Genomic DNA, 22,461 nt, shown 5'->3' on the forward strand with positions numbered 1-22,461 from the left:
ACAAGTTTAGATTATCTTTTAATACCAACATTAAAAGGCTCCAACTATATTTATTCGCTTCATTTTAATTTAGTATTTTTCTACAAGTTATAAATCTAATTGCCAAGCTTATACGCAATATCATAATCATGAATAGTTAGGGAAAAGATAAAATAAGGTAATCAATTACATATCTTTATTTCATGCTTTTTTGAAAGGGTGTTTTAAATGGAAAAAAAAGTATCTGATATTCCTCAGCCGAAAACATATGGACCGCTGGGTAATCTCCCATTAATCGATAAAGATAAACCGACCCTATCCTTTATCAAGATAGCGGAAGAGTATGGTCCCATTTTTCAAATTCAAACTTTAAGTGATACCATCATTGTCGTTTCTGGACATGAATTGGTAGCAGAAGTCTGTGACGAAACACGGTTCGATAAAAGTATAGAGGGTGCTTTAGCAAAAGTTCGTGCCTTTGCTGGAGACGGATTATTTACTAGCGAGACTCACGAGCCTAACTGGAAAAAAGCTCATAATATTTTGATGCCTACATTTAGCCAACGGGCAATGAAAGATTACCATGCCATGATGGTCGATCTTGCTGTACAACTCGTTCAAAAATGGGCACGGCTTAATCCGAATGAAAACGTAGATGTTCCGGAGGATATGACTCGCCTTACGTTAGATACAATTGGTCTATGTGGTTTTAATTACCGATTTAATAGCTTTTATCGTGAGACCCCTCATCCTTTTATCACTAGTATGACCCGTGCTCTAGATGAGGCAATGCACCAATTGCAGCGGCTGGATATAGAAGACAAACTCATGTGGAGAACGAAACGTCAATTTCAGCATGATATCCAATCTATGTTTTCTTTAGTAGATAATATTATTGCTGAACGTAAAAGTAGTGGAGATCAGGAAGAAAATGATTTACTTTCCCGTATGTTAAATGTGCAGGATCCGGAAACTGGTGAAAAATTAGATGATGAAAACATTCGTTTCCAAATTATTACCTTTTTAATAGCTGGTCATGAGACAACAAGTGGATTGTTATCTTTTGCAATTTACTTTTTATTAAAGAATCCGGATAAATTGAAAAAAGCCTATGAAGAAGTAGACCGTGTTTTGACAGATCCTACTCCAACATATCAACAAGTTATGAAACTGAAGTATATACGGATGATTTTAAATGAATCGCTACGTCTATGGCCTACCGCTCCAGCATTCAGTCTCTATGCAAAAGAAGATACAGTGATTGGTGGGAAATACCCAATTAAGAAAGGAGAAGATCGTATTTCTGTTCTTATTCCACAGCTGCATAGGGATAAAGATGCATGGGGAGACAATGTGGAAGAATTCCAACCTGAACGATTTGAAGAGCTAGATAAGGTTCCTCATCATGCTTATAAGCCATTTGGAAATGGCCAGAGAGCATGTATCGGTATGCAATTTGCACTTCATGAAGCCACTCTTGTAATGGGAATGCTTCTTCAACATTTTGAATTAATCGATTATCAAAACTATCAGCTGGATGTAAAACAAACATTAACGCTAAAGCCCGGTGATTTTAAGATTAGGATTCTACCCCGAAAACAAACTATTAGTCATCCTACTGTTCTTGCACCTACAGAGGACAAGCTGAAAAACGATGAAATTAAGCAGCACGTTCAGAAGACACCTTCTATTATTGGGGCCGATAATCTTTCACTTCTTGTTCTGTACGGCTCGGATACAGGTGTGGCAGAAGGTATTGCAAGAGAATTAGCAGATACAGCTAGTTTAGAAGGGGTTCAAACGGAAGTGGTAGCTCTTAACGATCGAATTGGAAGTTTGCCAAAAGAAGGAGCGGTACTTATTGTGACTTCTTCTTATAATGGAAAACCGCCAAGTAATGCAGGGCAGTTTGTGCAATGGTTGGAGGAACTAAAACCAGATGAGCTAAAAGGTGTTCAATACGCAGTTTTTGGTTGTGGAGATCATAATTGGGCTAGTACCTATCAACGGATTCCAAGATACATTGATGAGCAGATGGCTCAAAAAGGAGCAACAAGATTTTCTAAACGCGGAGAAGCAGATGCAAGTGGTGATTTCGAGGAACAGCTTGAGCAATGGAAACAAAGTATGTGGTCTGATGCGATGAAGGCATTTGGATTGGAACTCAACAAAAATATGGAAAAAGAGCGCAGTACTTTGAGTCTACAATTTGTCAGTCGTCTTGGAGGATCTCCTCTTGCACGAACATATGAAGCAGTTTATGCATCTATACTAGAAAATCGTGAACTCCAATCACCCAGCAGTGATAGAAGTACACGACATATCGAGGTATCTTTGCCAGAAGGCGCTACATATAAAGAAGGAGACCACCTTGGAGTGTTGCCAGTTAATAGCGAGAAAAATATCAACCGAATTTTAAAACGTTTTGGGTTAAATGGGAAGGATCAAGTTATACTGAGTGCAAGTGGACGAAGTATAAATCACATACCTTTAGACAGTCCTGTTAGTTTATTGGACCTTCTTAGTTATAGTGTTGAAGTTCAAGAAGCTGCCACTCGAGCACAAATACGAGAAATGGTAACATTCACAGCATGTCCTCCTCATAAAAAAGAATTGGAAGCATTATTAGAAGAAGGAGTTTACCATGAACAAATACTAAAGAAACGGATTTCAATGTTGGACCTTCTTGAAAAGTATGAGGCTTGTGAAATCCGATTTGAACGCTTTTTAGAACTTCTTCCTGCGCTCAAACCGCGTTACTATTCTATTTCAAGCTCTCCACTCGTTGCACACAATCGTCTGAGCATTACGGTCGGTGTTGTTAATGCGCCTGCATGGAGTGGGGAAGGGACATATGAAGGAGTCGCTTCTAATTACTTAGCTCAGCGTCATAATAAAGATGAGATTATCTGTTTCATTCGAACGCCACAATCAAACTTTGAATTACCTAAAGATCCAGAAACACCAATTATTATGGTTGGGCCAGGTACTGGAATTGCACCATTCCGTGGATTCTTGCAAGCGCGTCGTGTTCAAAAGCAACAAGGTATGAACTTAGGACAAGCGCATCTATATTTTGGTTGTCGTCATCCTGAAAAAGATTATCTCTATCGTACAGAACTAGAAAATGATGAAAGAGATGGATTAATCTCTTTACACACAGCTTTTTCTCGTCTAGAGGGACATCCAAAAACATATGTACAGCATTTAATAAAACAAGATAGAATCAATTTAATTTCGTTATTAGATACTGGAGCTCATCTTTATATATGTGGTGATGGAAGTAAAATGGCTCCGGATGTAGAAGATACCCTTTGTCAAGCATATCAAGAAATTCATGAAGTCAGTGAACAAGAAGCAAGAAATTGGTTGGATCGTGTGCAAGATGAAGGGCGATATGGAAAAGATGTTTGGGCTGGTATATGAATGTTTCTTAATTAGATACATATTAACTAATGAACTTCTTTCGAATAAATTTCACTTTATTAGTATAGTGTATTTAGATGAATAGTGATTAACCAGATTATTTAGTATCTACTAAATAAAAAACAGGACCTGATATACATCTATCAGGTCCTGTTTCACATAGACATTATACATCGATATTTTCCACACATTATCAATGTTTGTAATGTAGTTAGCCTTTTGAGTCAGCTATAAAATCAGATATTATTTTTTCGATATCGAAAGGAGTAATCCCTTTATTCAAAGAGAAAATAGTTTCTGCTTCTTCGATGTCTTGAACGAGTTCACCTCTAGCTTCAATATGTAATCGGAACAAGTCATATAAATTCGGTTTAACTAAATTAGTTAAAGCCTTTCCAACTAGTATCATACCTTTTTGATTAGCTTCGATGGTATTATCATAAGTTAGATCTCTTGTAAGAGACAAATCTGTCCAAATCAATTTTCGTTCCTTTAAGTCTAAAATAACTGGAATAGAGATTTGGGTGTCGGCAGTAATATCCACTTTATCTTGAACAGTAGAAGGTTCAAATATTTCACCTGAACCAGGATATTGACGAACCATCCAACCAGTAAAGCATTCTGGTAAATCTTTATATGGTTGGTCTGTGTAAGAAAGCAAAGTCATAACTACATAGCGTCCACCATATTTCAGCACAGACGGAATATCGAAATCAATGAATTCAGATGCTCCCTTTGGTGCAGAAGTAATATCTCCGCTATGGTAGGCTTTGAAATTTTTTGAACGTAAGTTCGTGAAGGATACATGTTCTTTGTATTGCCAATCTTCGTCGTACATTGCAGCAGACAAATCAATGTCAACACGTCCTGTATGTTGTCCATTCACATAGCCTTCTTTCCACCATAGGAAAAAACGAATCGTATCTCCTTCTGGCAAATCTACTTTACTTCCTCGAGATAATGTGCGAAGCGCTTTGCTGGCTGAACGTTGAGAGAAGGGAACTAAGTGATTTTTTAACTGTTCATCCAAAAATACTTTTCCGAGACTTGGAAGTTCTGCGAAGCGATTTTTTAAAGTATCTTCACACATTTTTACAATCATTAAACAAATATCCTCTGAGATAAATGGAAGTGTATTTTCAATACCTATAGCTTTTGCTACATTTCCCTTTGGAAAAAATGTACGAAATTCATTTTTATCATTTCGATGCTTAAAATGAGCCGTGAGTTGAAGTAATACAGGAGTAGAAACGTTTCCGATTATACTTAGAAACTCTTCGAGAATATTGAAAATATCTGTTGACTTATTACTACATAAACGGATTAAATGATCCAAGCGTCTGGCAAATTCCCCAGGGCGAGTTTTTAAAAGGTTTTTTGCTGTCATGATATCACGATTCAACAAAGCTGCTTCTATTTTTCCATTAAATGTTTCAACTTTAATGTTGTTGCGAAGAATCTCAAACGCTCGGTGGGTTTTTGGGAAACGAGTATGATATTCTGCTGGATGAAGAATTTCACCTAAACGAATCCAACGTTTTTTGTATCGAAGCATATCTTCTGTAATGTTTCCGCATTGCTCTAACAATCCTAAAAGGAAGCGTCTTTCTGCTCGGTTAAACTTCTTGAATCGACCGGAGGATGCTAAACTCACATCGCCTTCAGATAAAGCAACTGCAAGGCGAAGAACATCAGTTGCCGTTTTAAAATACTTTGCAGCAGCATCGGCTGATATTTTTCTGTTTATTAATAAAACCCCAATTATAAAAGACATATTTTCCTTATGAGGAATTACATTAGGTAGAAAACAGGAAACATCTTCAGTGTGTGTAATAGCCCATTCTACATCTGTCTTATCAGTTGAGGAAATAGAGCTGTTTGCACGAATCAATTGAGAAATCATTTGATTGAAATCTTCTTCACTTCCTAAGTCAATAACTTTCAAATCAACGCTATCTAAAAGAGGAAGTCGTTCTTCTACTTTTGATACAGGTAGGCGCAACGTCACATAATGAATAACGGCATTGATGTATAAATCAGCGTCACTTAAATCCATCATTTGTTGCGGAAAGTTTGGATACATAGGAGTAAACTGAATATGTGCACCAACCATTTCTTTTAAATGTTTTACCAACTCTTTGTAAAACGATGTGAATGTATCAACCGAAAGTGTTTGCAACTCTTCTATTAAAGGCTCAGAAAAAGTAAATCCTAAACTTTCCAAGTTTTTTAAAGCAGTGGCTAAATACATGTTCGGTAGTTTATTTTCTTCTCTTTTTATAATTACTTTTAAACTTCTTCTTATGTAAATAGAATTTTTCATGAGAACGCCAGCTATTCACTCCTTATAAAAGAGGGGAATAGTCTGACTGTCCTCCTTTCAGTGGTAGATTTTTATTTTTACATGCATAAACACACTAATTGTAGAGAAATGCACTGAGGGTATAAAGCTATTTTTTAGTGAAAAATTAGGGGTATAACATTTAGTTGTTAAGTGGTAATTTGTTAATTAAGAAAAGAAAACCTCTACATCAATGGTTGATAAACTAAAGTTTATTCAAACCCAAAGAAGAAAGAGGTTTTATAGTCTAATTATTTTCATAGGAAATTGACAACTCTAAAACAATTTGAAATTTCTACAAAGAAGGAAGAATTGTCATAGCCTATGTGTTTAGCAGGAAAGTAACATCCCTATTTCGCCAAAGAAGTTAGAAGGAAGGAACGTCATAGCCTGCTTTATTAGTATATTCTCTTGCGGAGAGCAATTCAAGTATACTGTCTGATTTTTTATATTTTTCTTAAAGAGGAATTTTCATGTTTATCAATTAAATATGTTGAAGTATCCAAATATGAATACAAACTGTTATTCATGAGAATTTAGTTCGTTTGCAGCGTTTTGGGAGCAACTTATTCTGTTAGATTGATAGATATAAGGAAGCAACACTTTTGAATGATTTATTACTTGTAAGTGACTGTTCAATGCATCGTACTATTAAAAAATCTAAATTAAATCATTAAATTGCGATAAAATGTGGTCGGAAATAATGAAATTTTAGGAAAAATAAGGTACACTAGTCTATGATTTTAGTTGAAAATCGTTTGACGTTAATGCATACGGGGGAAAGATTGATGAACAACAATACAACAAATGAATCAGTTGAAGAAATTGATCAAAAACGAGTAAGATCAAAAAAACGTTATACAAATTGGAAGTTTATCGCAGCGGGTATTGGTGTAATTGCACTTCTTATTGGGGGAATGAGTTATTATCAGGCAACTCACTTCAATTCGAATGTTACAATTAATGACACAAAAGTTGGTGGTCTGAGCGCTGATCAGGCAATACAGAAATTAAAGACATCTGGACTAGCAAACAAAGTCTATGTTGATCAACAACAAATTTTAGATGAAAAAGATACAAAAACGGAACTTACGGAAAAAGATTTGCCTCAAGTTAAGAAACTATTAAAAAGTCAGTGGACATTTTTCCCTTCCTCAAAGGGAGAAAATTATTCATTACTACCAGAGAAGGCAGATCAGTATCGTAGTGAAACGATGAAAAAACTTGTAGAAGAAACGCTCATCTCTATGAATGAAAAATTAAAAGCGCCTCAAGATGCTATGGCGAAGCTAGAACAAGGAAAAATTGTTATTTCGAAAAGTGTTGAAGGAAAACAGTATGACGTTACTAGTCTACTGAAAGATTACGATAAGCAAAAATATAAAAGCGAAATTCATCTGAAGTCTGCATACATAAAACCTATTAAAGAAGACGATCCGATTGTCAAAAAAGAGGAGAAAGCACTACAGAATCTTCTTGGGCAGTCTGTTGAGTATAAAGTGCAGAATGAAGTTTATACTTTAAAAGCGAAAGATTTAATTCAAAATGCTTCTATGTCAAAGGATATGAAAGTTACAATTGACGCGAGCGACATTAAGAAAAAAATTACTGAAATTAATAATGCCAAATCAACATTAAATAAAGATTTCTCATTTAAAACGCATTCTGGTTCAGTCATATCAGTAAAAGGGCAAGGCTACGGCTGGGCACTAGATGTTGAAAAAGAAACTAAACAAGTTCAACAAGCCTTTGAGAAAGGCGAAAAATCGCTTTCTGCTTCTAATATTCACGGAAATGGTTGGGAGAAGGAAGGTATCGGTTATAAAACAACAGCGAATAATGGCATCGGAGACACGTATGCGGAAGTTTCAATTGCAGAGCAACAAATTTGGATTTACAAAGATGGAAAATTAGTTGTTACAACAAATGTAGTAACTGGTAAACATAGTACTGGTGAAGATACATCACCAGGTGTGTGGTACGTTCTATATAAACGAACACCATACACGCTAAGAGGTAGCGCAGTAGGGAAAGCTGATTATGCGGTTAAAGTAGATTACTGGGTTCCATTCACAAATAGTGGTCAAGGATTCCACGATGCCGGCTGGCGAAAAGACTGGGGAAATAACGCTTATTTAACAGGAGGATCAGGTGGGTGTGTGAACCTTCTTCCTAATGTTGCAAAAACTGTCTATGATAGTTTGAACACGTATGATCCAGTTATCGTGTACTAAAAAATAGCTACGTATCAAGAAATAAACAAAACTGGAAATCTTACCTGATGGTATATGAAAAAACACCTCTTGCATTCGCATACTAAGTGTGCAAATGTAATGGAGGTGTTTTTGTTTGAATACAAAAGTGTATTGTTAATAAGAAACAAAGTAGAAAGAGATTAAGAATAAGTATTCAAATAATCAATAAAATTGACAATGAATATCATTTTCACTTAATATAGAATCGTCGCATTTAATTAGACATGAATTTTTTGTTAATATAATAGATTTCTATTAAGTTGTCATATTTACGAACTATCATTAAATATTTTAAGAATTTAAACGTAGGAAAGGGTAATATAAAATGAACTGGAAAAAAGGCGGGTTATGGGTTATTATTTTTTTCGTTGTAAAAGGCACGATTTCTACACTTTTAATCGTTACAGGTGCTAAATATTTTGATTTATCATTTATGCAACTTATCTTATTAATTCTGACCTTATTAGTGATTTCTCTAATAAGTCGTAAATTGCTCTATAGACATAAACAAAACAAAAAGCAAAAAGAGCTAAATATATAATGAAGCCCCAGAGACCATTGGATTTCTGGGGTTTTATTTTGATAGTTTTTTCGCATGTATATCAATTTAACAGAATAGTTTGTCCAAAATGATAAAATCGATGATGTTTAAAATGCGTCAGTTATTTTTACATAAGGATTGTAGAGAGCCTTTGAATATCAATCTTTATTTTGAAGCGACAGACGCGCATAAATTATGCTCTTTTTTCAATTGGTAGTTTAAATGTAAAAGTACTGCCTTCTCCTAATTCACTTTCAACTGCAATTTCTCCTCCGTGTAGTTCGACAATCCATTTTACCATAGACAATCCTAAACCTGTGTTTCCGTTGTTTGAAGACGTGCGTGCTGCGTCAACTCGATAGAAGCGGTCCCATATTTTAGTAATATGTTGCTCGCTGATGCCGATGCCATTATCGGAGACTTTACCTATTATGTTGGTTTCATCACGGAATAGTTGCATATTCACAGTTCCGCTCGCTTTACTATAAGCAATCGCATTCGTTAGTAAATTCATTAATAAACGCATCATCAATGTTTGATCTGCTTTAATAAACAGGTCTTCCTCTATATTAGTTGTTATTTCAATCGAATTTTCTTGAACCATTAATGAAAGTTCTTCTACAACGATTTCCGTTAATTCACTCATATTGATACATTCAAATTGGAAAGTATTATGATTTCCTTGGTCAGCTCTTGCTAATAATAAGAGTTGTGAGATTAGAGCGGACATTTTACGTGATTGTTTTAAAATTACTTCTAACGATTCTTCCATTTCTTTCGGGTTATTCCTCTGCGATAAAGCGTATTCGCATTGTGAAATAATAACAGATGTTGGTGTTCTTAATTCATGAGATGCGTCAGATGTAAATTGTTTTTCACTTTCAAATGATGTCTCCAATCGCTCAAACATTTTGTCAAAGGTTTGTGCTAAATGATACATTTCGTCTTTCGGTGAACCTTGTAAATTAATTCTCTTCGAAAGGTCTTTACCATCACCAATTTTACTAGCTGAATCACTCATTTGTTGCACAGGTCGAAACGCTCTTTGCGTAATAAAATATCCCCCGACTGCCGCAATGAGAATAAGTAATGGGAATGAGATGATTGTTACCACAATAAGCGTATTCATCGTTGAGGATAATTGGTTCATAGTCATTATTCCACGAACCCAGACTTGCTGATCGCCGCCTGTATTATGGAGAAAATCATATACTATCCATTCTTTATTACCGTCTTTAATAGTTTGTATTTCATCAGATTTAAGCGATATCTGTTTATTAAAGCTTGTTGGACTATTTCCTGCTAGCAGCTCACCTTGTTTACTATAAATACTAATATTTACTCCATCTTCTAAGGCTTCAAAATCATCGTCCATCTTTAATTGTCCATGCTTATATTCGATATCTTCCATGCTTTCTTTTACTGTGTTCTTCAATTGATCTTTCATATTAAAAAGCAAAACTTTATCTGAAGAAGTTAAAATAAAAGCTAACACGAGTGCCATAATAATTACAATTAGCCCCGTATACCACAGAGTTACTCTCATTTTTATTGATAGTCTTTTCATGATTCTACTCGCAATACGTAACCAGTTCCTCGTACTGTATGAATTAACTTCGTTTCAAACTGGCTATCAATTTTTTTGCGAAGATAGCGGACGTAAACATCAATAATATTCGAGCCACCTTCATAATCGTAATTCCACACATGTTGCTCAATTTTATCTCGTGTCAACACAACTTCTTTATTACGAATCATATATTCTAAAATAGCAAATTCTTTACTGGAAAGAGTGATAACTTGGTCTCCTCTTGTTACTTTATGCATATTGCAATCTACCACTAGGTCAGCGATTTCAAACACATTAGATGTATTTCCTGTTTTTCTTCGCATTAACACTCGAATTCTTGCTAACAGTTCATCAAAAGCAAAAGGCTTTACTAAATAATCATCTGCACCTAAGTCGAGTCCTGTTACACGATCATCAATTGTATCTTTAGCTGTAAGAAGCAAGACAGGAGTTGCATTATTGTCCGCGCGTAATCTTTGTAATACGCGTAAACCATCTATTCCGGGAATCATAATGTCAAGGACAATCAAATCGTAGGTAGCCATGTTTATATAATCCAGGGCATCTTCTCCATTCCCACATGCATCGACACTATAATGTTCTGCATTTAATCGTTTCACCAATATATTTTGTAAGTCTTGTTCATCTTCGACGATAAGAACTCGCATTAACATTCTCCTTTTCTTCTTATTAGTATGTATCACTATAATTCAAAAATATTAAAGAAAGATTAGAAACTAGTTAATTATATCATTTTATCCCGCATTAACGGGCAGTAAGACTTCACACTAAAAATTTGGCGAATGCGAGGGAGTTAGGTAGAGATTAACTGCCTGTAAAAGCCTTCACTTTATTTTTTGTACATTAATCTTCCTTTAATGTTTGTTCAGTAATATAAAGGCAAGGATAAGGTGCATATGTAAAGGGAGGAAAACAGAATGGGAAAATGGATGCTGATTGGAGCAATGTCCTGTTTATTCTTAACAGCTTGTTCTACTCAAGTTGATAACAATACAGAAGTACAACAACTGAAAGTGGAAAATGATAAATTACAAAAAGAAGTCGCTCAACTACAACAAGAACCAAACAAAACACAAGCTGCTACAAATGATAAGAAACAAATACAAGATTTCAAAAACGAAGTCTCATCTATTGTAGAAAAGGCAAATAACACGAAACCAGTTGGAGCAAAAGAAGATAACTTAAATACGTACTTAGCAGCCAAAAAAGAAATTGACCAATTGGATGACAAGATAGATCTATCTGATAATCAGCTAGAAGCAGATTATCACGCTGGAACGATAACTGTTGAGCAATATCAAACGCAAGAAAAAGAACACGATATACTGGAAGATCAATTAGAGCAAGCAGAAAATGCACTTGAAGCAAGATTTGGAATAGATGATTAATAATTAAGGAGTGGATGAAAATGTTAAAACATAAAAAGAAAATAATGATAAGTGTAATTGCTATTTTAGTAAGTGGTATTGCTATTGTTGGTGGATATTATGGTATGGGTTACAATTATGCAAAGAAGAATGAAAACTACACAGAGAAACAAGTTCGTGAAATTTCTTTAGCTCATACAAATGGAGAAATTATTAATGTGAAAAAAGAATTCGAATTAGAAGATGACAACTTAGCACAATCAAAATTTGAATATGAAGTGGAAATCAAGACACCTGATAATCTGTTAAATATTTTAAAAGTTAGTGCTAGAACAGGTATAATAGAACTCAATAATGAAGATTAAATAAATATCGCGTATTTGAAAAAACTCCGAACAAAATTTGTTAGGAGTTTTTTCATGTTTATACTTTACTATTTTGAAAGGGGAGTGCTACATCGCTATTAAACTAACAAAACAAAATAACACCTAATATGAAAAAATACGCTGTTCTTTCTGAAGAATCCTAGGAAAGGGTAACTTGATATATCACCGCTATAAAAGTATCGTTCCAATCCAAGTGTATATTTGTGACGAGTTGAATTCAAACTTGATACCTTAGATTCACAGATTGTTCTTTTTCTCAAATCGTGCAGATTTGATTACGTATAATTACATAAAAACTTGTCATCGTAACTTTGATATCTTGCTGTTACATTCCAAAATGCGTACAACAGCGTGCCTTCAAGGTTATACTGATGCTGGAGGTGATTCAAAGTGACATAAAATCGGAAAATGAGCTTTTTAATAGCCAAGAGAGCTTTAAAGATCAAGTCTTCATTTTGAAACTAAAATCGCTTTTATATTAGGCTTCGAATTTTTATGTGGTACAGACATTAGTTGAAAGATAGGCTTTTCCTGTTCTTATTTATATCGTTAACTTGATAATTTATAAATATGAATTTAGTGGGGGGATATTATGAAAGATAGCAAACGTTTTAATTTTCACAAGCTTTGGCTAGGACAGTCTATAAGTTTGTTAGGTACCCAGCTTACAATGGTAGCTTTGCCTCTTTTTGCATTAGAGGTGCTACAAACAAGCGAGGCAAATGCTGCCATGCTTCGTGGGATTATATTTGTACCCTACCTAATTTTCGGGTTAGTAGCCGGTGCTTTAATAGACATTTTTCATAGGAAAAATGTCTTGCTAATTTGTAGTTTATGTCAAGGAGTATTGTTTTTATCAGTATTCATACTGACTGTAACAAATATTATAACGTTCCCTTTACTGGTATTTATCATGTTTTTAAATGGGATATTCACCACGTTTTACAACATTGCCATTCCTTCTTTCTTACCTGAAATAGTAACAGATAAAGACTATTTAAAAAAAGGAAATGCTCAACTAGCACTTTCGGAGTCTCTTTCTGTAGTAATTGGTCCTATGCTAGCAGGAATCATCATTACTCTATTTGGATTAACAGGCTCTTTTACTATTGACGCAGTAACGTATTTTGTTTGTTTTGCATTTGTATTATTTATTTCCAAGTTTAAACCGCATACAGAGGGCTCTTTAAAAGACGTAAATATAAAATCCATATACCAAAACATATATGAAGGCTTGGTATATTTTAAAAAACACCCTGTATTAGAACCAATTGTAACCTGTGGCGCTGTTTACGGTTTTTTTAAATACATACTAAATAGTATTTTAGTAATATTCCTGTATAAGGTAATGGGTCTATCTGAACTTGAAATAGGGTTTGTTGTAGGCTCAGCAGCGGTGGGATTTTTAATAGGTAACACGATACTCATGAAAAAAAGTCAACAAATTAATAATACAAAAATGCTTATTTATAGCGCTACTGTATCAGTTACTGGTTTGGCCTTTATACCGATAATGGGATATATGGGAACCATTATCGGTATAGTAGCTGCAAGTATCATACATGGTATGGGAGAAGGTGTATTTGGCCCTTACGCTGCAACCATACGACAACTTGCCTCACCAAGTCACATGCTAGGCCGAGTAAATGCTGTACAACGTACGCTGAATTGGGGGGCTTGGGCATTAGGAAGTTTTGCTAGTGCATTTTTAGTTTCTATATTTGGGCTTCAAACTACGTTATTCATAGGGGGATTCGGAACAACATTGTGTTTAGTGGCGTTGTTAAGACGTGGCGTATCAAAAGGAAATGATATTGAATATACGAGTTCATTTTAGAGGAGATGATTGTGATGCATAAGGTATTAAAAGGAACTGACATAGAAAATAAACCCCACATTTTATTTATAGGGGGATGGACAAAGCCTATACAAGATGCATTAGACAGTGGCTATATTGTTTCGTACATAGGATCGTACGCTAAACACATATATTTTGATGGGACTATCTTAGAAAAATGTTTCTATAAAAAAGAATTAGACACGACAAATATACCCTTGTCTATATACTATGCTGAAGAATTATTCAAAGAGAAACCATTTGATGTGGTTGTATCTTTCAACGAAACAGCATTAGATACGGCTTGCATAATTGCAAAGATTTTTAATGTTAAAGGGCCTTCTTACAATGCTAATATGATAACCCGCAATAAAGACATGATGCGTGAAATGCTAGCAGGTAAAGACTTTTCGATAGATTCGACAGTTTGCAATAACATTAAAGATATTAATGAATTTTTGAACAAAAAAGATAGTATTATAATAAAGCCCCCGATTGGCGCAGGTGGTAAAGGTGTATCTAAGCTAGACACGGGAGATGACGTAGAGGTATTTTTTGAAGAAAATGGTATTCAACTACCTGTTTTAGTGGAAGAGTACATTGAAGGTGATGTAGTTTATACGGTCGAAGCCGTTTCTTATAACAAAAAACATTCTATACTAGCGATATCAGCTGAAGTATTTAAAGAAGGTACGTTTATAATAAACTATACTATTATGCCAGCACCTATAGATGAATCTCAAAAACAATTAATTATGGAAAAAGTAATGCTATTTTTGGACGACATGCAAATGGAAAACGGCATTACTCATACAGAAGTAAAGATAGACAAAAAAAATAAGCCGATAATTATAGAATCTCAAGTTAGAATAGGTGGTGGTAATATCTGGGATATGGTGGAACTAACAACCGGCATATCCCAATTTGGATACTATTATGATGCATTAGCTACTGAGACTATAGATGAATTTAGATGTGTATCTTCAAAATGTCATGCTATGTCTTTAAGCTTGATTCCAAAACCAGGTTGCTTAAAAGAAATCAAGTATAAGGAGTTAAGTAACATATCCGAGGTCGTATTAATTGATCTATTACTAAAAGAGGGAGACATCATACCACCTATTGTAGATAGCACTCAACGCAAAGGATCTATATTATTTACGACTAGTGATATGAAACGTATGTACGAAGTTGTAGAGGAAATATGTAACAATATAACGTTTGTTTATCAGGATTTAACAGAATGGAAACCTTCTTTTAAAAAATATAAGTAAACAGAAATGTGGCAAATGAATGGTCTATATAAAAAAGAGAAATTTTCGAATTCCCTGATAGTGCTAAACCTAAGCAAAATAATGAACTATCCTATGGAAGAAAGTTGAGGGAGCTAATCGCATATGTTTTATTGAAAGGATGTGATTGAATTATGGAACGGCCAAATTGGGAATTGGAGGATTAGTATTCGTTGGCTGTATGTTTCTTGGTGGAGGAGTGGGATCTATGTTAGGTAATGCCCAAACTGGATGGCTAATAGGAATAGGCATTGGATTTCTTGGGATGGCTTTAACGAGACTGTTCAGAAAATAATGTAACTGAGATTCTTCTCCTGGTAAATAAGGAAATAAGTAAGTAATTCATGGCATAAGATCTCTATAAATTATAGTTAGAATCTTCTCTTTTGTATTTGTCTTTTCTAAATTTCTCCATACATAGATACGATTCTCAAGTCGGAGGATAGCGCCTTAGGGTGTCTTTTTTATGCTTTTTAAAAATGTCTTATCATATAATAGCTGAGTTTTGCTTTCAGTCTCCGATGCCCATTAAACATAAAATGAAAATTCTGCACCATTTAAACTCTGATAACAATTCATACGATCAAGAATAATTGAGCTAATAGCTCTCGGTAGATTGTCATCATTTTTTTATAATACATTAGATTCATTACCGTTTCAGACCTATGTATTCATTCATAACCTAACAGTAAAAGGGGGAATGATTAAAGGTATGGCGTTTAATGATGAATTAATTTGTCAACAGTTTGCAAGAATCATAGGTGGACAAGAAGGATTCGCCGGTGGGAAATGCGTGGCAACAATAAACAGGGATGAAATACGAGCAACAATCTTGGGAAAACGTTTTAGAGTAACAACTTCCTTTTCATTCGAATCACGAGACAATAAAACTGGACGAGCATTATGCCTAGGCCGAGTAGCACTCTTACAAAAAGAAGTCACTGAATTTGTGGCGACAATTATTAAACAAGGAATAATTGTTTCGTCTATACACAATGAGTGGTTATGTGATGATCCAAATTTGATTTACGTTAATATCGAAGACGTTGATGATCCACTAAATTTTGCAAGAAAAGTGAGAAGAGCATTGTGCAATTAACTAAGTTTTTTAGTTAAATGAGTGATTACGTTAAATAGAAGATTTCAGCGTGTTGAATGTTATATTTGTAAAATAGATTTAAGTGGATGGTTTTATAAAACGAAAGAAGGTGTTTCATATTTGGAATGCCTTTTCTTTATGTTTTCGTTGCTAATGTGGGTGGTTAACGGATTATATGCTGTTTATCTTGCAACAGCAAGAACTGGACGAGGTATCTTTAAAGGTGTTTGACTATTTATCGATACCATATTTTATCAAATGTTATTAGAATATCATAAAACGATAAGGGAGAAATCGTCAGAGAAATACGTCAAATTAGTCATTCCTTCTATAATCTAAGGAGGCGATTTTGTTTTTGCAAAATAATAGGTAAATCATTTGACAATTAAAATAATCTACTTTAATATATGTGCCATAGCATATATGTGGTGAAACAAATACATTCATTGTGAATGATTGACTGGTATGCTGTATCCTTTTATATCTTAATTTATAGAGGTGATATATGAACTTACATGATTTAATAGGCTATCTTGTTCATCGTACTGATGTGAAAATGACCAATTATTTTACGAAGAAATTAAAGCCGTATGGAGTGACGCCAGAGCAGTGGGGGATTATTAGTGTTCTTTGTAGCCAAAGGAGCACTACTCAAAAAGAGTTGGCGGAAGCTATTGATAAAGATCAAACTACTGTTGTTAGAATGATACAGTCAATGGAGAGAAAAGGGATTGTAAGGAAGGCTTTGAATGACCAAGATAGGCGTTCACATAACCTTTTTTTAACTGAAAAAGGTGACGAGTTAAAGAAAACAATCTTGCCTGTAGTGAAAGACGCTCACCATTTCGTTACGAGTAATTTGAGCGAGGAAGAAATTAAAGTATTACAATCGTTATTAAACAAATTGTATGATACACACTATTAATATTTGTTCCTTATTGATGCTATGCTATTCATAAGGAACAAACTTTGTTTTAGATATTATATGTGCTATAGCATGTAATTTTGTTTGGACGAATGGGAAGATAACTTTATTTTGTATCATATCTGATTCAGGTTCATTTTTTTGCTTAGTGCCAGTCAAATTTTCAAATTATATATGCTATAGCATATATAATTTTTGGCCCTTTAATATTGAGAAGGGTAATGTAAATGGAAGTGACTTCCATACGGGGAATCTCAGGAAATAGGGTAAAGGTAGTGACTACTACCTGAACAATACTGAGTTTTTATCAAATAATAAGAAAGGTGTGATTACTATTTTAATTTTCATCAATATTGTAGAAGTAGTGTTGTTTCTGTTCTTTTTAATGACAGGAACGAAAATTATATCGGGGAAAATGGCAGATGAATTCAAACGATTTGGTTTACCTTCGTTTTTTAATTTCTTAACTGGAGCTTTTGAGATTGTAGGAGCGATTGGAATGTTGATAGGAATTTGGATTCCAACAGTAGCTTTATGGGCAGGATTGTTATTAGGCGGTACGATGCTTGCAGCCGCATTAACTCTAATTGTATTAGCGAGAGATCCTTTTAAGAAAGCAATACCTGCGCTTGTTTTGTTTGTCCTTAGTTTAGGGGTAAGTTTGTATCATATTTTTTAAACATAACTGAAAACTATTAAACTTTCACTTTATGCGTTCAAGTTACTATCGTTTTGTGATTATGTTACAAATAGGGGGATTCTCCAATTAGTGCTTGAATAATAATAGCAATACGAATTTAGACATTACGATCATTCGGATCATAATCAGTAAAAGAATGGCAAGAATTTTATATTAAAAATAGGAGTGATTGAAAATGGCATATTTATTACAAGTTGATTTTCCGTTTGAAGGTCCTTTTGGTGAAGAAATGGAAAAAGGATTTTGGGATTTAGCAAATAGTATTAACGAAGAAGAAGGATTCCACTGGAAAATATGGACTGAGAATGAAGAAACAAAAGAAGCTGGAGGCATTTATGTATTTGAAGAAAAACAAGATGCTGAAAAATACGCGGAAATGCACAAGAACAGACTTGAAACAGCTGGTGTTAAAGATATTAGAGTAAGAATTTTTAACATCAATGAAAAGTTAACTAAGTTGAATCGTGGTTTTATTAAATAATTCCGACAGTCGGAGCAAGCGTAAAAAGGAGGGGGATAATCCCCTTCTTTTTTTAATTCTTAAATTGATGGTGAGGGGATTTGTGTATCGGTATATTGTTCCTTGAAAAAGGATGTATGAAGTGTAATATATGAGAGTTCTTACATTTGTGAAAGTGACGTAAAAGTACTTTAAAGAAATTTTATTGAAATAAATTCTTCTCCTTTAATTCTTTCAGTTTGCTTTTTCTTAACGTCTCATGCCCATCAAGCTAAGAAAACAGATGAACCCAAAAACAAAAAAATCCTTCGCAAAATTTGTGAGAGAAAAGGAGAGATAAAGGTATTTTAACCTTATCTCTCTTTTTCTATATTCATTTATTTTCAGGTAAGGAGTTGATTAGTTATTACTGGTTATAAGAACGTGAAGAAGTGTTGATGCCAGTTGGAACTATTGTAAAGGTTGAGGGGGGCATCCAAGGAAATAGCAGAGATGTGTATGATGATTTGGCGCAGGGTTATGAATCCATCTTCTATGAAATTGTCGGATTATATAAGCATTTATTATCCTGGAGATTTTAAAATAAAATCTACCTAATTATAGAATTGATTTGAACGTAAGGAAATTGTAAGAAATGCATAAGAAAAAAGAAATTTTTATTATGTATGATACAAATATAGAGAAGCACAAAAGAGGGAGGATAAACAGGATTTATTTATAGGAAAACCAAACTAGTAATAAGCACATTCTAAATAAAAAAATCATTTATGGTACTAATATACATGCGAAAAAGAGAGGTTTTACCGTTTGTTACGACAGTAGGGATAAAGCCAGAATAGTAGTTTATGTGATGTTTGTAATTGAACAAATAAAAGATGAAATTCATCATTTATCTAAGGAGGCATTTTTTTATGGAAAATAAATTATCTGGGGTGTTAGCCGCTACTTTGGCTCTAACGATGAGCCTACCAACAGGAGCGATAGCGTCTTCTAGCAGTAAGGCTCCGGTTGTATCTAGCCAAGAAGTTGCTAGCAAAGATTTGGAGAAGATTGCTGCAGAGAACGCTGAACTACTCACGAAGTCCTATGAGACGGCTAGCGTACAGTATGCGCTGATTGATAATGGTAAACTTATTTTGTCGGGGCAGACAGGTAAGAACGACATAGAAGGGAAAGAACCACTAACTAAAGATACTCTATACGGAATTGGTTCAACCAGTAAAGTATATACGGCTGCGGCTGTTATGAAACTAGTAGACGAAGGAAAAGTTGATTTGGATGCTCCTGTTGCCCGCTATATTCCTGATTTCAAAATGAAAGATAAACGATATAAGCGCATTACACCGCGTATGCTGTTGAATCACTCCTCGGGTTTGCAAGGTTCGACGTTCAATAATGCATTTTTATTTAAAGATAATGATGCTTATGCCCATGATATCTTGTTGCAACAATTGTCCAACCAAAACTTGAAGGCAGACCCTGGTGCGTTCTCAGTATACTGTAATGACGGTTTTACACTGGCTGAGATCTTGGTAGAAAGAGTCAGCGGTATGAGTTTTACTGAATTTCTACATCAAAAGTTTACAGAGCCATTAAAACTGAATCATACGATAACATCGCAAGACAAATGGGAAGACGAAAAGCGGGCTGGACTGTATACTCCGACATACCAGGGACAGCTACCAAGTGAAATGGTGAATCTAATTGGTACGGGAGGAATCTCTTCTACTGCAGAAGATGTGGTGCGATTCTCACAAATATTTATGGGACAGGGAAAAGAAATTCTCTCTAATAAAGCAGTCAAGGCGATGGAACAAGAAGAATATAAAAAAGGAATGTGGCCGGGAGATAGCGGAAATATGTTCAACTATGGACTTGGCTGGGATAGTGTGAAACTATACCCATTCAGTGAATATGGGATAAAAGCGTTGACTAAGGGTGGGGATACGATACTGCAACATGCTACATTGGTCGTGCTTCCAGAACAGAAGATGGCAGCAGCTGTATTGTCCTCCGGCGGGAGCAGCATGACAAATCAACTGTTGGCAAATAAATTACTGCTAGCTAGGCTTAAAGAGAAAGGGGCAATTAAGGATATAAAACCAGATAAATCCTTCGGCAAGCCAGTCAAGGCTAAAGTGCCCCAAGACGTGGTAAAAAAAGCAGGATTGTATGGAAATAGCTACAGCGATTTCAAAATAGAAATTACGAAGAAGGGAGAACTGTTTTTACCAACTAAACCAGAAGAAAAATATGTATATACGGCGGATGGAAGCTTTATAAATGAGAAGGGTACTTCCAAGCTTAACTTCGTCACTGAGAAGAATGGAAAAGTTTATTTGAGAGAGAGCACATATGAATTATCACCGGGATTGGGGCAAAATGTGCTGACTCACTATTTAGCCCAGAAATTAGAAAACAATGTGTTACCGAAGAAAACAGCTGCTGCATGGGCGAAGCGCGAGGGTGGCAAATTCTACCTCGTTAACGAAAAATTTAATTCTATGAACTATCTAGGACAACTAATGCCTCTTAACACACAAATTACGATCAAGGATGGGTATTGGGACGGCAAAAAAATTACAGGTCCGAATACGGCGACGCATCAAATTCAGATTCCCGTGATGAATGGGCGGGATACAAAGGAAGCCCATTTCTATACAGAGGATGGTACTGAATATATGGAGATGGCCAGCTTTTTATATGTCAGTGAATCTAACGTAAAATCCCTTGATACAGGTCAATTATCGAAAGTTACACTGCAAAAAAATGGGCATGCGAAATGGTTTACGATCCCACAAGAGGCAGCAGGGAAAACAATGAATGTGGAGTTGCCATCAGGAAGTTCATTCGCGGTGTATGATGAGAATGGAGTATGCGTCAATTTTACCGTCGTTAGTGACAATAACAAAGTGAAACTACCAGAGAACGGAACGGTTGTATTTGCTGGTGCACCGAACTCCGAATTTACCGTATCATTGAACTAGCTACAACTCGGGATAGACTTCAATAAAACAATGCGACATGGAAAAGATATTTTATTTGTATCTTAAGTATTTCCTTAAATGATATTACACTTAAATTTTTAGTTTAATAGCAATGGGATAGCACCACATGTCTACTAACCTAAGAAAATAAATCAAACCCATGTCCATCAAGCTAGTAAAAATAAATACCCCAAAAATAGTAAAATTGACATTCTCAGAGTAAAAATGTAAAAAATTATTGTTTAGGGGCAGCGTAAAACATTAGTTTGATAGCGATATGGCGCTACTCATAAAAAAAGAAATAGGATAGAATATCCTATTTCTTTTTATTGATATAATAAAATGTAAAGAATAGATCCAAAGTAATGATAATAATTAGAAGTAACAAGTGTATAAGTGCATCAGTTCTTCCGTTTAGTAAAGACTTTACAAAGAAATCCCATTCTGTTTCATAGGGAGGTTCTACCCAATTTCGTTGCAGTCCTAACATCATTCCATTTATGAAATAGACAATGCTTAATAGAACCCTTCCAACAAATAAGGCAGCTGTTTTTATATTCCAATCCTTTATCTTGATTACATAAAGGATTGGAAATAGTATCAGTATCCAAAAAACAATAATAAAGACTGTATTTCCCATTCTCTCCTCCTAACAAAATGATTGTGTTTTTAATCTTGGTAAATTCTTAGGTTGGAGGTATGTTTCATTGTTACTGGTTAAAAACAAGGGGCGGAATTCCGGCTCCTTTTCTATCCGCAAAATAAAGGTTTGCTTTATCTCTCCGTCTCAAAAAACTCAATCCACTCCCCATCAGGACCAGCGAAGAATATGTAACGTGTTCCATCTGGTAATGTTTCGATTTCTTCTCCTAGTAAAAAGGTTACTGCGTGTTTCTTTAGTCTTTCGATTTCATCCTCTAATAAATCCACTTTAAAGCAAATGTGATGTACTTTTCCTTCTGCCGGAAGAGAGGAGTTGTAACCTTCAATGAGTTCCAGTATCGTTTCCTTCGATTCTTCCACACCTAAAAAAGCGAGTTTTAAGTTTGGATTCGGGTGCCCCATACGTTTAATGAGCTGTAAGCCAACTACTTTTTCATAAAAAGTAATAGATGTTTCTAAGTTTGCAACCATAAGTCCAACGTGTTCAATTCTTCTAACAGGCATGTAGATTCCTTCTTTCTGAAAATTATATACAATATAATATTGAAAATTAAGAAAATAAGCAAGATAAAAACCTTACAAATTTTAGCGTATTATATGGTATAGTGAGAA

18 protein-coding genes are annotated in these 22,461 nt (G+C 34.8%); 13 read left to right on the top strand and 5 right to left on the bottom strand.

Annotated features, from left to right (window positions below; genetic code table 11):
- Positions 1–207 precede the first annotated feature (207 nt).
- Entirely contained in the window at positions 208–3,405 is a 3,198-nt protein-coding gene (gene cypD, locus ACS2QP_RS16575; protein WP_438882628.1) for a bifunctional P-450/NADPH--P450 reductase, read from the top strand.
- Between the two features lie 211 nt (positions 3,406–3,616).
- Here the strand turns inward: cypD and ACS2QP_RS16580 are convergent, their stop codons facing one another.
- Positions 3,617–5,728: a TerD family protein gene (locus ACS2QP_RS16580; RefSeq protein ID WP_438882629.1), complete on the bottom strand. Its 2,112-nt coding sequence runs from the start codon at positions 5,726–5,728 to the stop codon at positions 3,617–3,619.
- 806 nt (positions 5,729–6,534) lie between these two features.
- On the opposite strand from ACS2QP_RS16580, the gene ACS2QP_RS16585 reads away from it, so the two are divergent.
- Positions 6,535–7,980 (top strand): L,D-transpeptidase family protein, encoded by a 1,446-nt coding sequence (locus ACS2QP_RS16585; protein ID WP_061457443.1) that lies wholly within the window; start codon positions 6,535–6,537, stop codon positions 7,978–7,980.
- Positions 7,981–8,326: 346 nt separating this feature from the next.
- Positions 8,327–8,542 carry a hypothetical protein gene (locus ACS2QP_RS16590; protein ID WP_001104104.1) on the top strand — a complete coding sequence of 72 codons (216 nt, stop codon included), beginning with the start codon at positions 8,327–8,329 and terminating at the stop codon, positions 8,540–8,542.
- Between the two features lie 193 nt (positions 8,543–8,735).
- Here ACS2QP_RS16590 and ACS2QP_RS16595 read toward each other — a convergent pair whose 3' ends face one another.
- Together ACS2QP_RS16595 and ACS2QP_RS16600 are read right to left on the bottom strand one after the other, a co-directional pair.
- Positions 8,736–10,109, bottom strand: coding sequence for an ATP-binding protein (locus ACS2QP_RS16595; RefSeq protein WP_438882630.1), 1,374 nt, complete (start codon positions 10,107–10,109; stop codon positions 8,736–8,738).
- Complete coding sequence (locus ACS2QP_RS16600; protein WP_001264528.1) at positions 10,106–10,780, bottom strand: response regulator transcription factor; 675 nt, start codon at positions 10,778–10,780, stop codon at positions 10,106–10,108. Before ACS2QP_RS16600 ends, ACS2QP_RS16595 begins: the two co-directional genes overlap by 4 nt.
- A gap of 270 nt (positions 10,781–11,050) precedes the next feature.
- Here ACS2QP_RS16600 and ACS2QP_RS16605 point away from each other — a divergent pair, with 270 nt between their 5' ends.
- The 10 genes from ACS2QP_RS16605 to ACS2QP_RS16650 all read left to right on the top strand — a co-directional run bounded on the left by ACS2QP_RS16605 (position 11,051) and on the right by ACS2QP_RS16650 (position 21,186).
- A complete protein-coding gene (locus tag ACS2QP_RS16605) occupies positions 11,051–11,521 on the top strand; it encodes a hypothetical protein (protein WP_000521301.1) in 471 nt (156 codons plus the stop codon).
- Positions 11,522–11,541: 20 nt separating this feature from the next.
- Complete coding sequence (locus ACS2QP_RS16610; RefSeq protein WP_438882631.1) at positions 11,542–11,865, top strand: PepSY domain-containing protein; 324 nt, start codon at positions 11,542–11,544, stop codon at positions 11,863–11,865.
- Between the two features lie 613 nt (positions 11,866–12,478).
- Complete coding sequence (locus ACS2QP_RS16615; protein ID WP_069358105.1) at positions 12,479–13,723, top strand: MFS transporter; 1,245 nt, start codon at positions 12,479–12,481, stop codon at positions 13,721–13,723.
- A 14-nt stretch (positions 13,724–13,737) separates the two neighbouring features.
- Positions 13,738–14,997, top strand: coding sequence for an ATP-grasp domain-containing protein (locus tag ACS2QP_RS16620; RefSeq protein WP_326263832.1), 1,260 nt, complete (start codon positions 13,738–13,740; stop codon positions 14,995–14,997).
- Positions 14,998–15,142: 145 nt separating this feature from the next.
- Positions 15,143–15,310, top strand: coding sequence for a hypothetical protein (locus ACS2QP_RS16625; protein ID WP_326263837.1), 168 nt, complete (start codon positions 15,143–15,145; stop codon positions 15,308–15,310).
- 405 nt (positions 15,311–15,715) lie between these two features.
- The gene (locus ACS2QP_RS16630) at positions 15,716–16,114 is read left to right on the top strand and encodes a DUF1259 domain-containing protein (RefSeq protein ID WP_000589729.1); all 399 of its coding nucleotides are present in this window, start codon (positions 15,716–15,718) and stop codon (positions 16,112–16,114) included.
- A 505-nt stretch (positions 16,115–16,619) separates the two neighbouring features.
- Positions 16,620–17,039: a MarR family winged helix-turn-helix transcriptional regulator gene (locus ACS2QP_RS16635; protein WP_001048566.1), complete on the top strand. Its 420-nt coding sequence runs from the start codon at positions 16,620–16,622 to the stop codon at positions 17,037–17,039.
- Between the two features lie 328 nt (positions 17,040–17,367).
- Positions 17,368–17,718 carry a DoxX family protein gene (locus ACS2QP_RS16640; protein ID WP_438882644.1) on the top strand — a complete coding sequence of 117 codons (351 nt, stop codon included), beginning with the start codon at positions 17,368–17,370 and terminating at the stop codon, positions 17,716–17,718.
- A 196-nt stretch (positions 17,719–17,914) separates the two neighbouring features.
- Positions 17,915–18,220 (top strand): monooxygenase, encoded by a 306-nt coding sequence (locus ACS2QP_RS16645; RefSeq protein ID WP_098772155.1) that lies wholly within the window; start codon positions 17,915–17,917, stop codon positions 18,218–18,220.
- Positions 18,221–19,110: 890 nt separating this feature from the next.
- A complete protein-coding gene (locus ACS2QP_RS16650; protein ID WP_438882632.1) occupies positions 19,111–21,186 on the top strand; it encodes a serine hydrolase domain-containing protein in 2,076 nt (691 codons plus the stop codon).
- A 316-nt stretch (positions 21,187–21,502) separates the two neighbouring features.
- Here ACS2QP_RS16650 and ACS2QP_RS16655 read toward each other — a convergent pair whose 3' ends face one another.
- Together ACS2QP_RS16655 and ACS2QP_RS16660 are read right to left on the bottom strand one after the other, a co-directional pair.
- The gene (locus tag ACS2QP_RS16655) at positions 21,503–21,826 is read right to left on the bottom strand and encodes a hypothetical protein (protein ID WP_438882633.1); all 324 of its coding nucleotides are present in this window, start codon (positions 21,824–21,826) and stop codon (positions 21,503–21,505) included.
- A gap of 134 nt (positions 21,827–21,960) precedes the next feature.
- The gene (locus tag ACS2QP_RS16660; protein ID WP_438882634.1) at positions 21,961–22,353 is read right to left on the bottom strand and encodes a VOC family protein; all 393 of its coding nucleotides are present in this window, start codon (positions 22,351–22,353) and stop codon (positions 21,961–21,963) included.
- Positions 22,354–22,461: the final 108 nt, after the last annotated feature.

Origin of the sequence: Bacillus cereus group sp. Bce019 (assembly GCF_051781745.1) — a bacterium.
GTDB lineage: Bacteria > Bacillota > Bacilli > Bacillales > Bacillaceae_G > Bacillus_A > Bacillus_A cereus.

Excerpts from the sequence above, each read along its gene's own strand:
- cypD (WP_438882628.1), top strand. The coding sequence starts at position 208 with ATGGAAAAAAAAGTATCTGATATTCCTCAGCCGAAAACATATGGACCG.
- ACS2QP_RS16580 (WP_438882629.1), bottom strand. The coding sequence starts at position 5,728 with ATGAAAAATTCTATTTACATAAGAAGAAGTTTAAAAGTAATTATAAAA.
- ACS2QP_RS16585 (WP_061457443.1), top strand. The coding sequence starts at position 6,535 with ATGAACAACAATACAACAAATGAATCAGTTGAAGAAATTGATCAAAAA.
- ACS2QP_RS16590 (WP_001104104.1), top strand. The coding sequence starts at position 8,327 with ATGAACTGGAAAAAAGGCGGGTTATGGGTTATTATTTTTTTCGTTGTA.
- ACS2QP_RS16595 (WP_438882630.1), bottom strand. The coding sequence starts at position 10,109 with ATGAAAAGACTATCAATAAAAATGAGAGTAACTCTGTGGTATACGGGG.
- ACS2QP_RS16600 (WP_001264528.1), bottom strand. The coding sequence starts at position 10,780 with ATGCGAGTTCTTATCGTCGAAGATGAACAAGACTTACAAAATATATTG.
- ACS2QP_RS16605 (WP_000521301.1), top strand. The coding sequence starts at position 11,051 with ATGGGAAAATGGATGCTGATTGGAGCAATGTCCTGTTTATTCTTAACA.
- ACS2QP_RS16610 (WP_438882631.1), top strand. The coding sequence starts at position 11,542 with ATGTTAAAACATAAAAAGAAAATAATGATAAGTGTAATTGCTATTTTA.
- ACS2QP_RS16615 (WP_069358105.1), top strand. The coding sequence starts at position 12,479 with ATGAAAGATAGCAAACGTTTTAATTTTCACAAGCTTTGGCTAGGACAG.
- ACS2QP_RS16620 (WP_326263832.1), top strand. The coding sequence starts at position 13,738 with ATGCATAAGGTATTAAAAGGAACTGACATAGAAAATAAACCCCACATT.
- ACS2QP_RS16630 (WP_000589729.1), top strand. The coding sequence starts at position 15,716 with ATGATTAAAGGTATGGCGTTTAATGATGAATTAATTTGTCAACAGTTT.
- ACS2QP_RS16635 (WP_001048566.1), top strand. The coding sequence starts at position 16,620 with ATGAACTTACATGATTTAATAGGCTATCTTGTTCATCGTACTGATGTG.
- ACS2QP_RS16645 (WP_098772155.1), top strand. The coding sequence starts at position 17,915 with ATGGCATATTTATTACAAGTTGATTTTCCGTTTGAAGGTCCTTTTGGT.
- ACS2QP_RS16650 (WP_438882632.1), top strand. The coding sequence starts at position 19,111 with ATGGAAAATAAATTATCTGGGGTGTTAGCCGCTACTTTGGCTCTAACG.
- ACS2QP_RS16655 (WP_438882633.1), bottom strand. The coding sequence starts at position 21,826 with ATGGGAAATACAGTCTTTATTATTGTTTTTTGGATACTGATACTATTT.
- ACS2QP_RS16660 (WP_438882634.1), bottom strand. The coding sequence starts at position 22,353 with ATGCCTGTTAGAAGAATTGAACACGTTGGACTTATGGTTGCAAACTTA.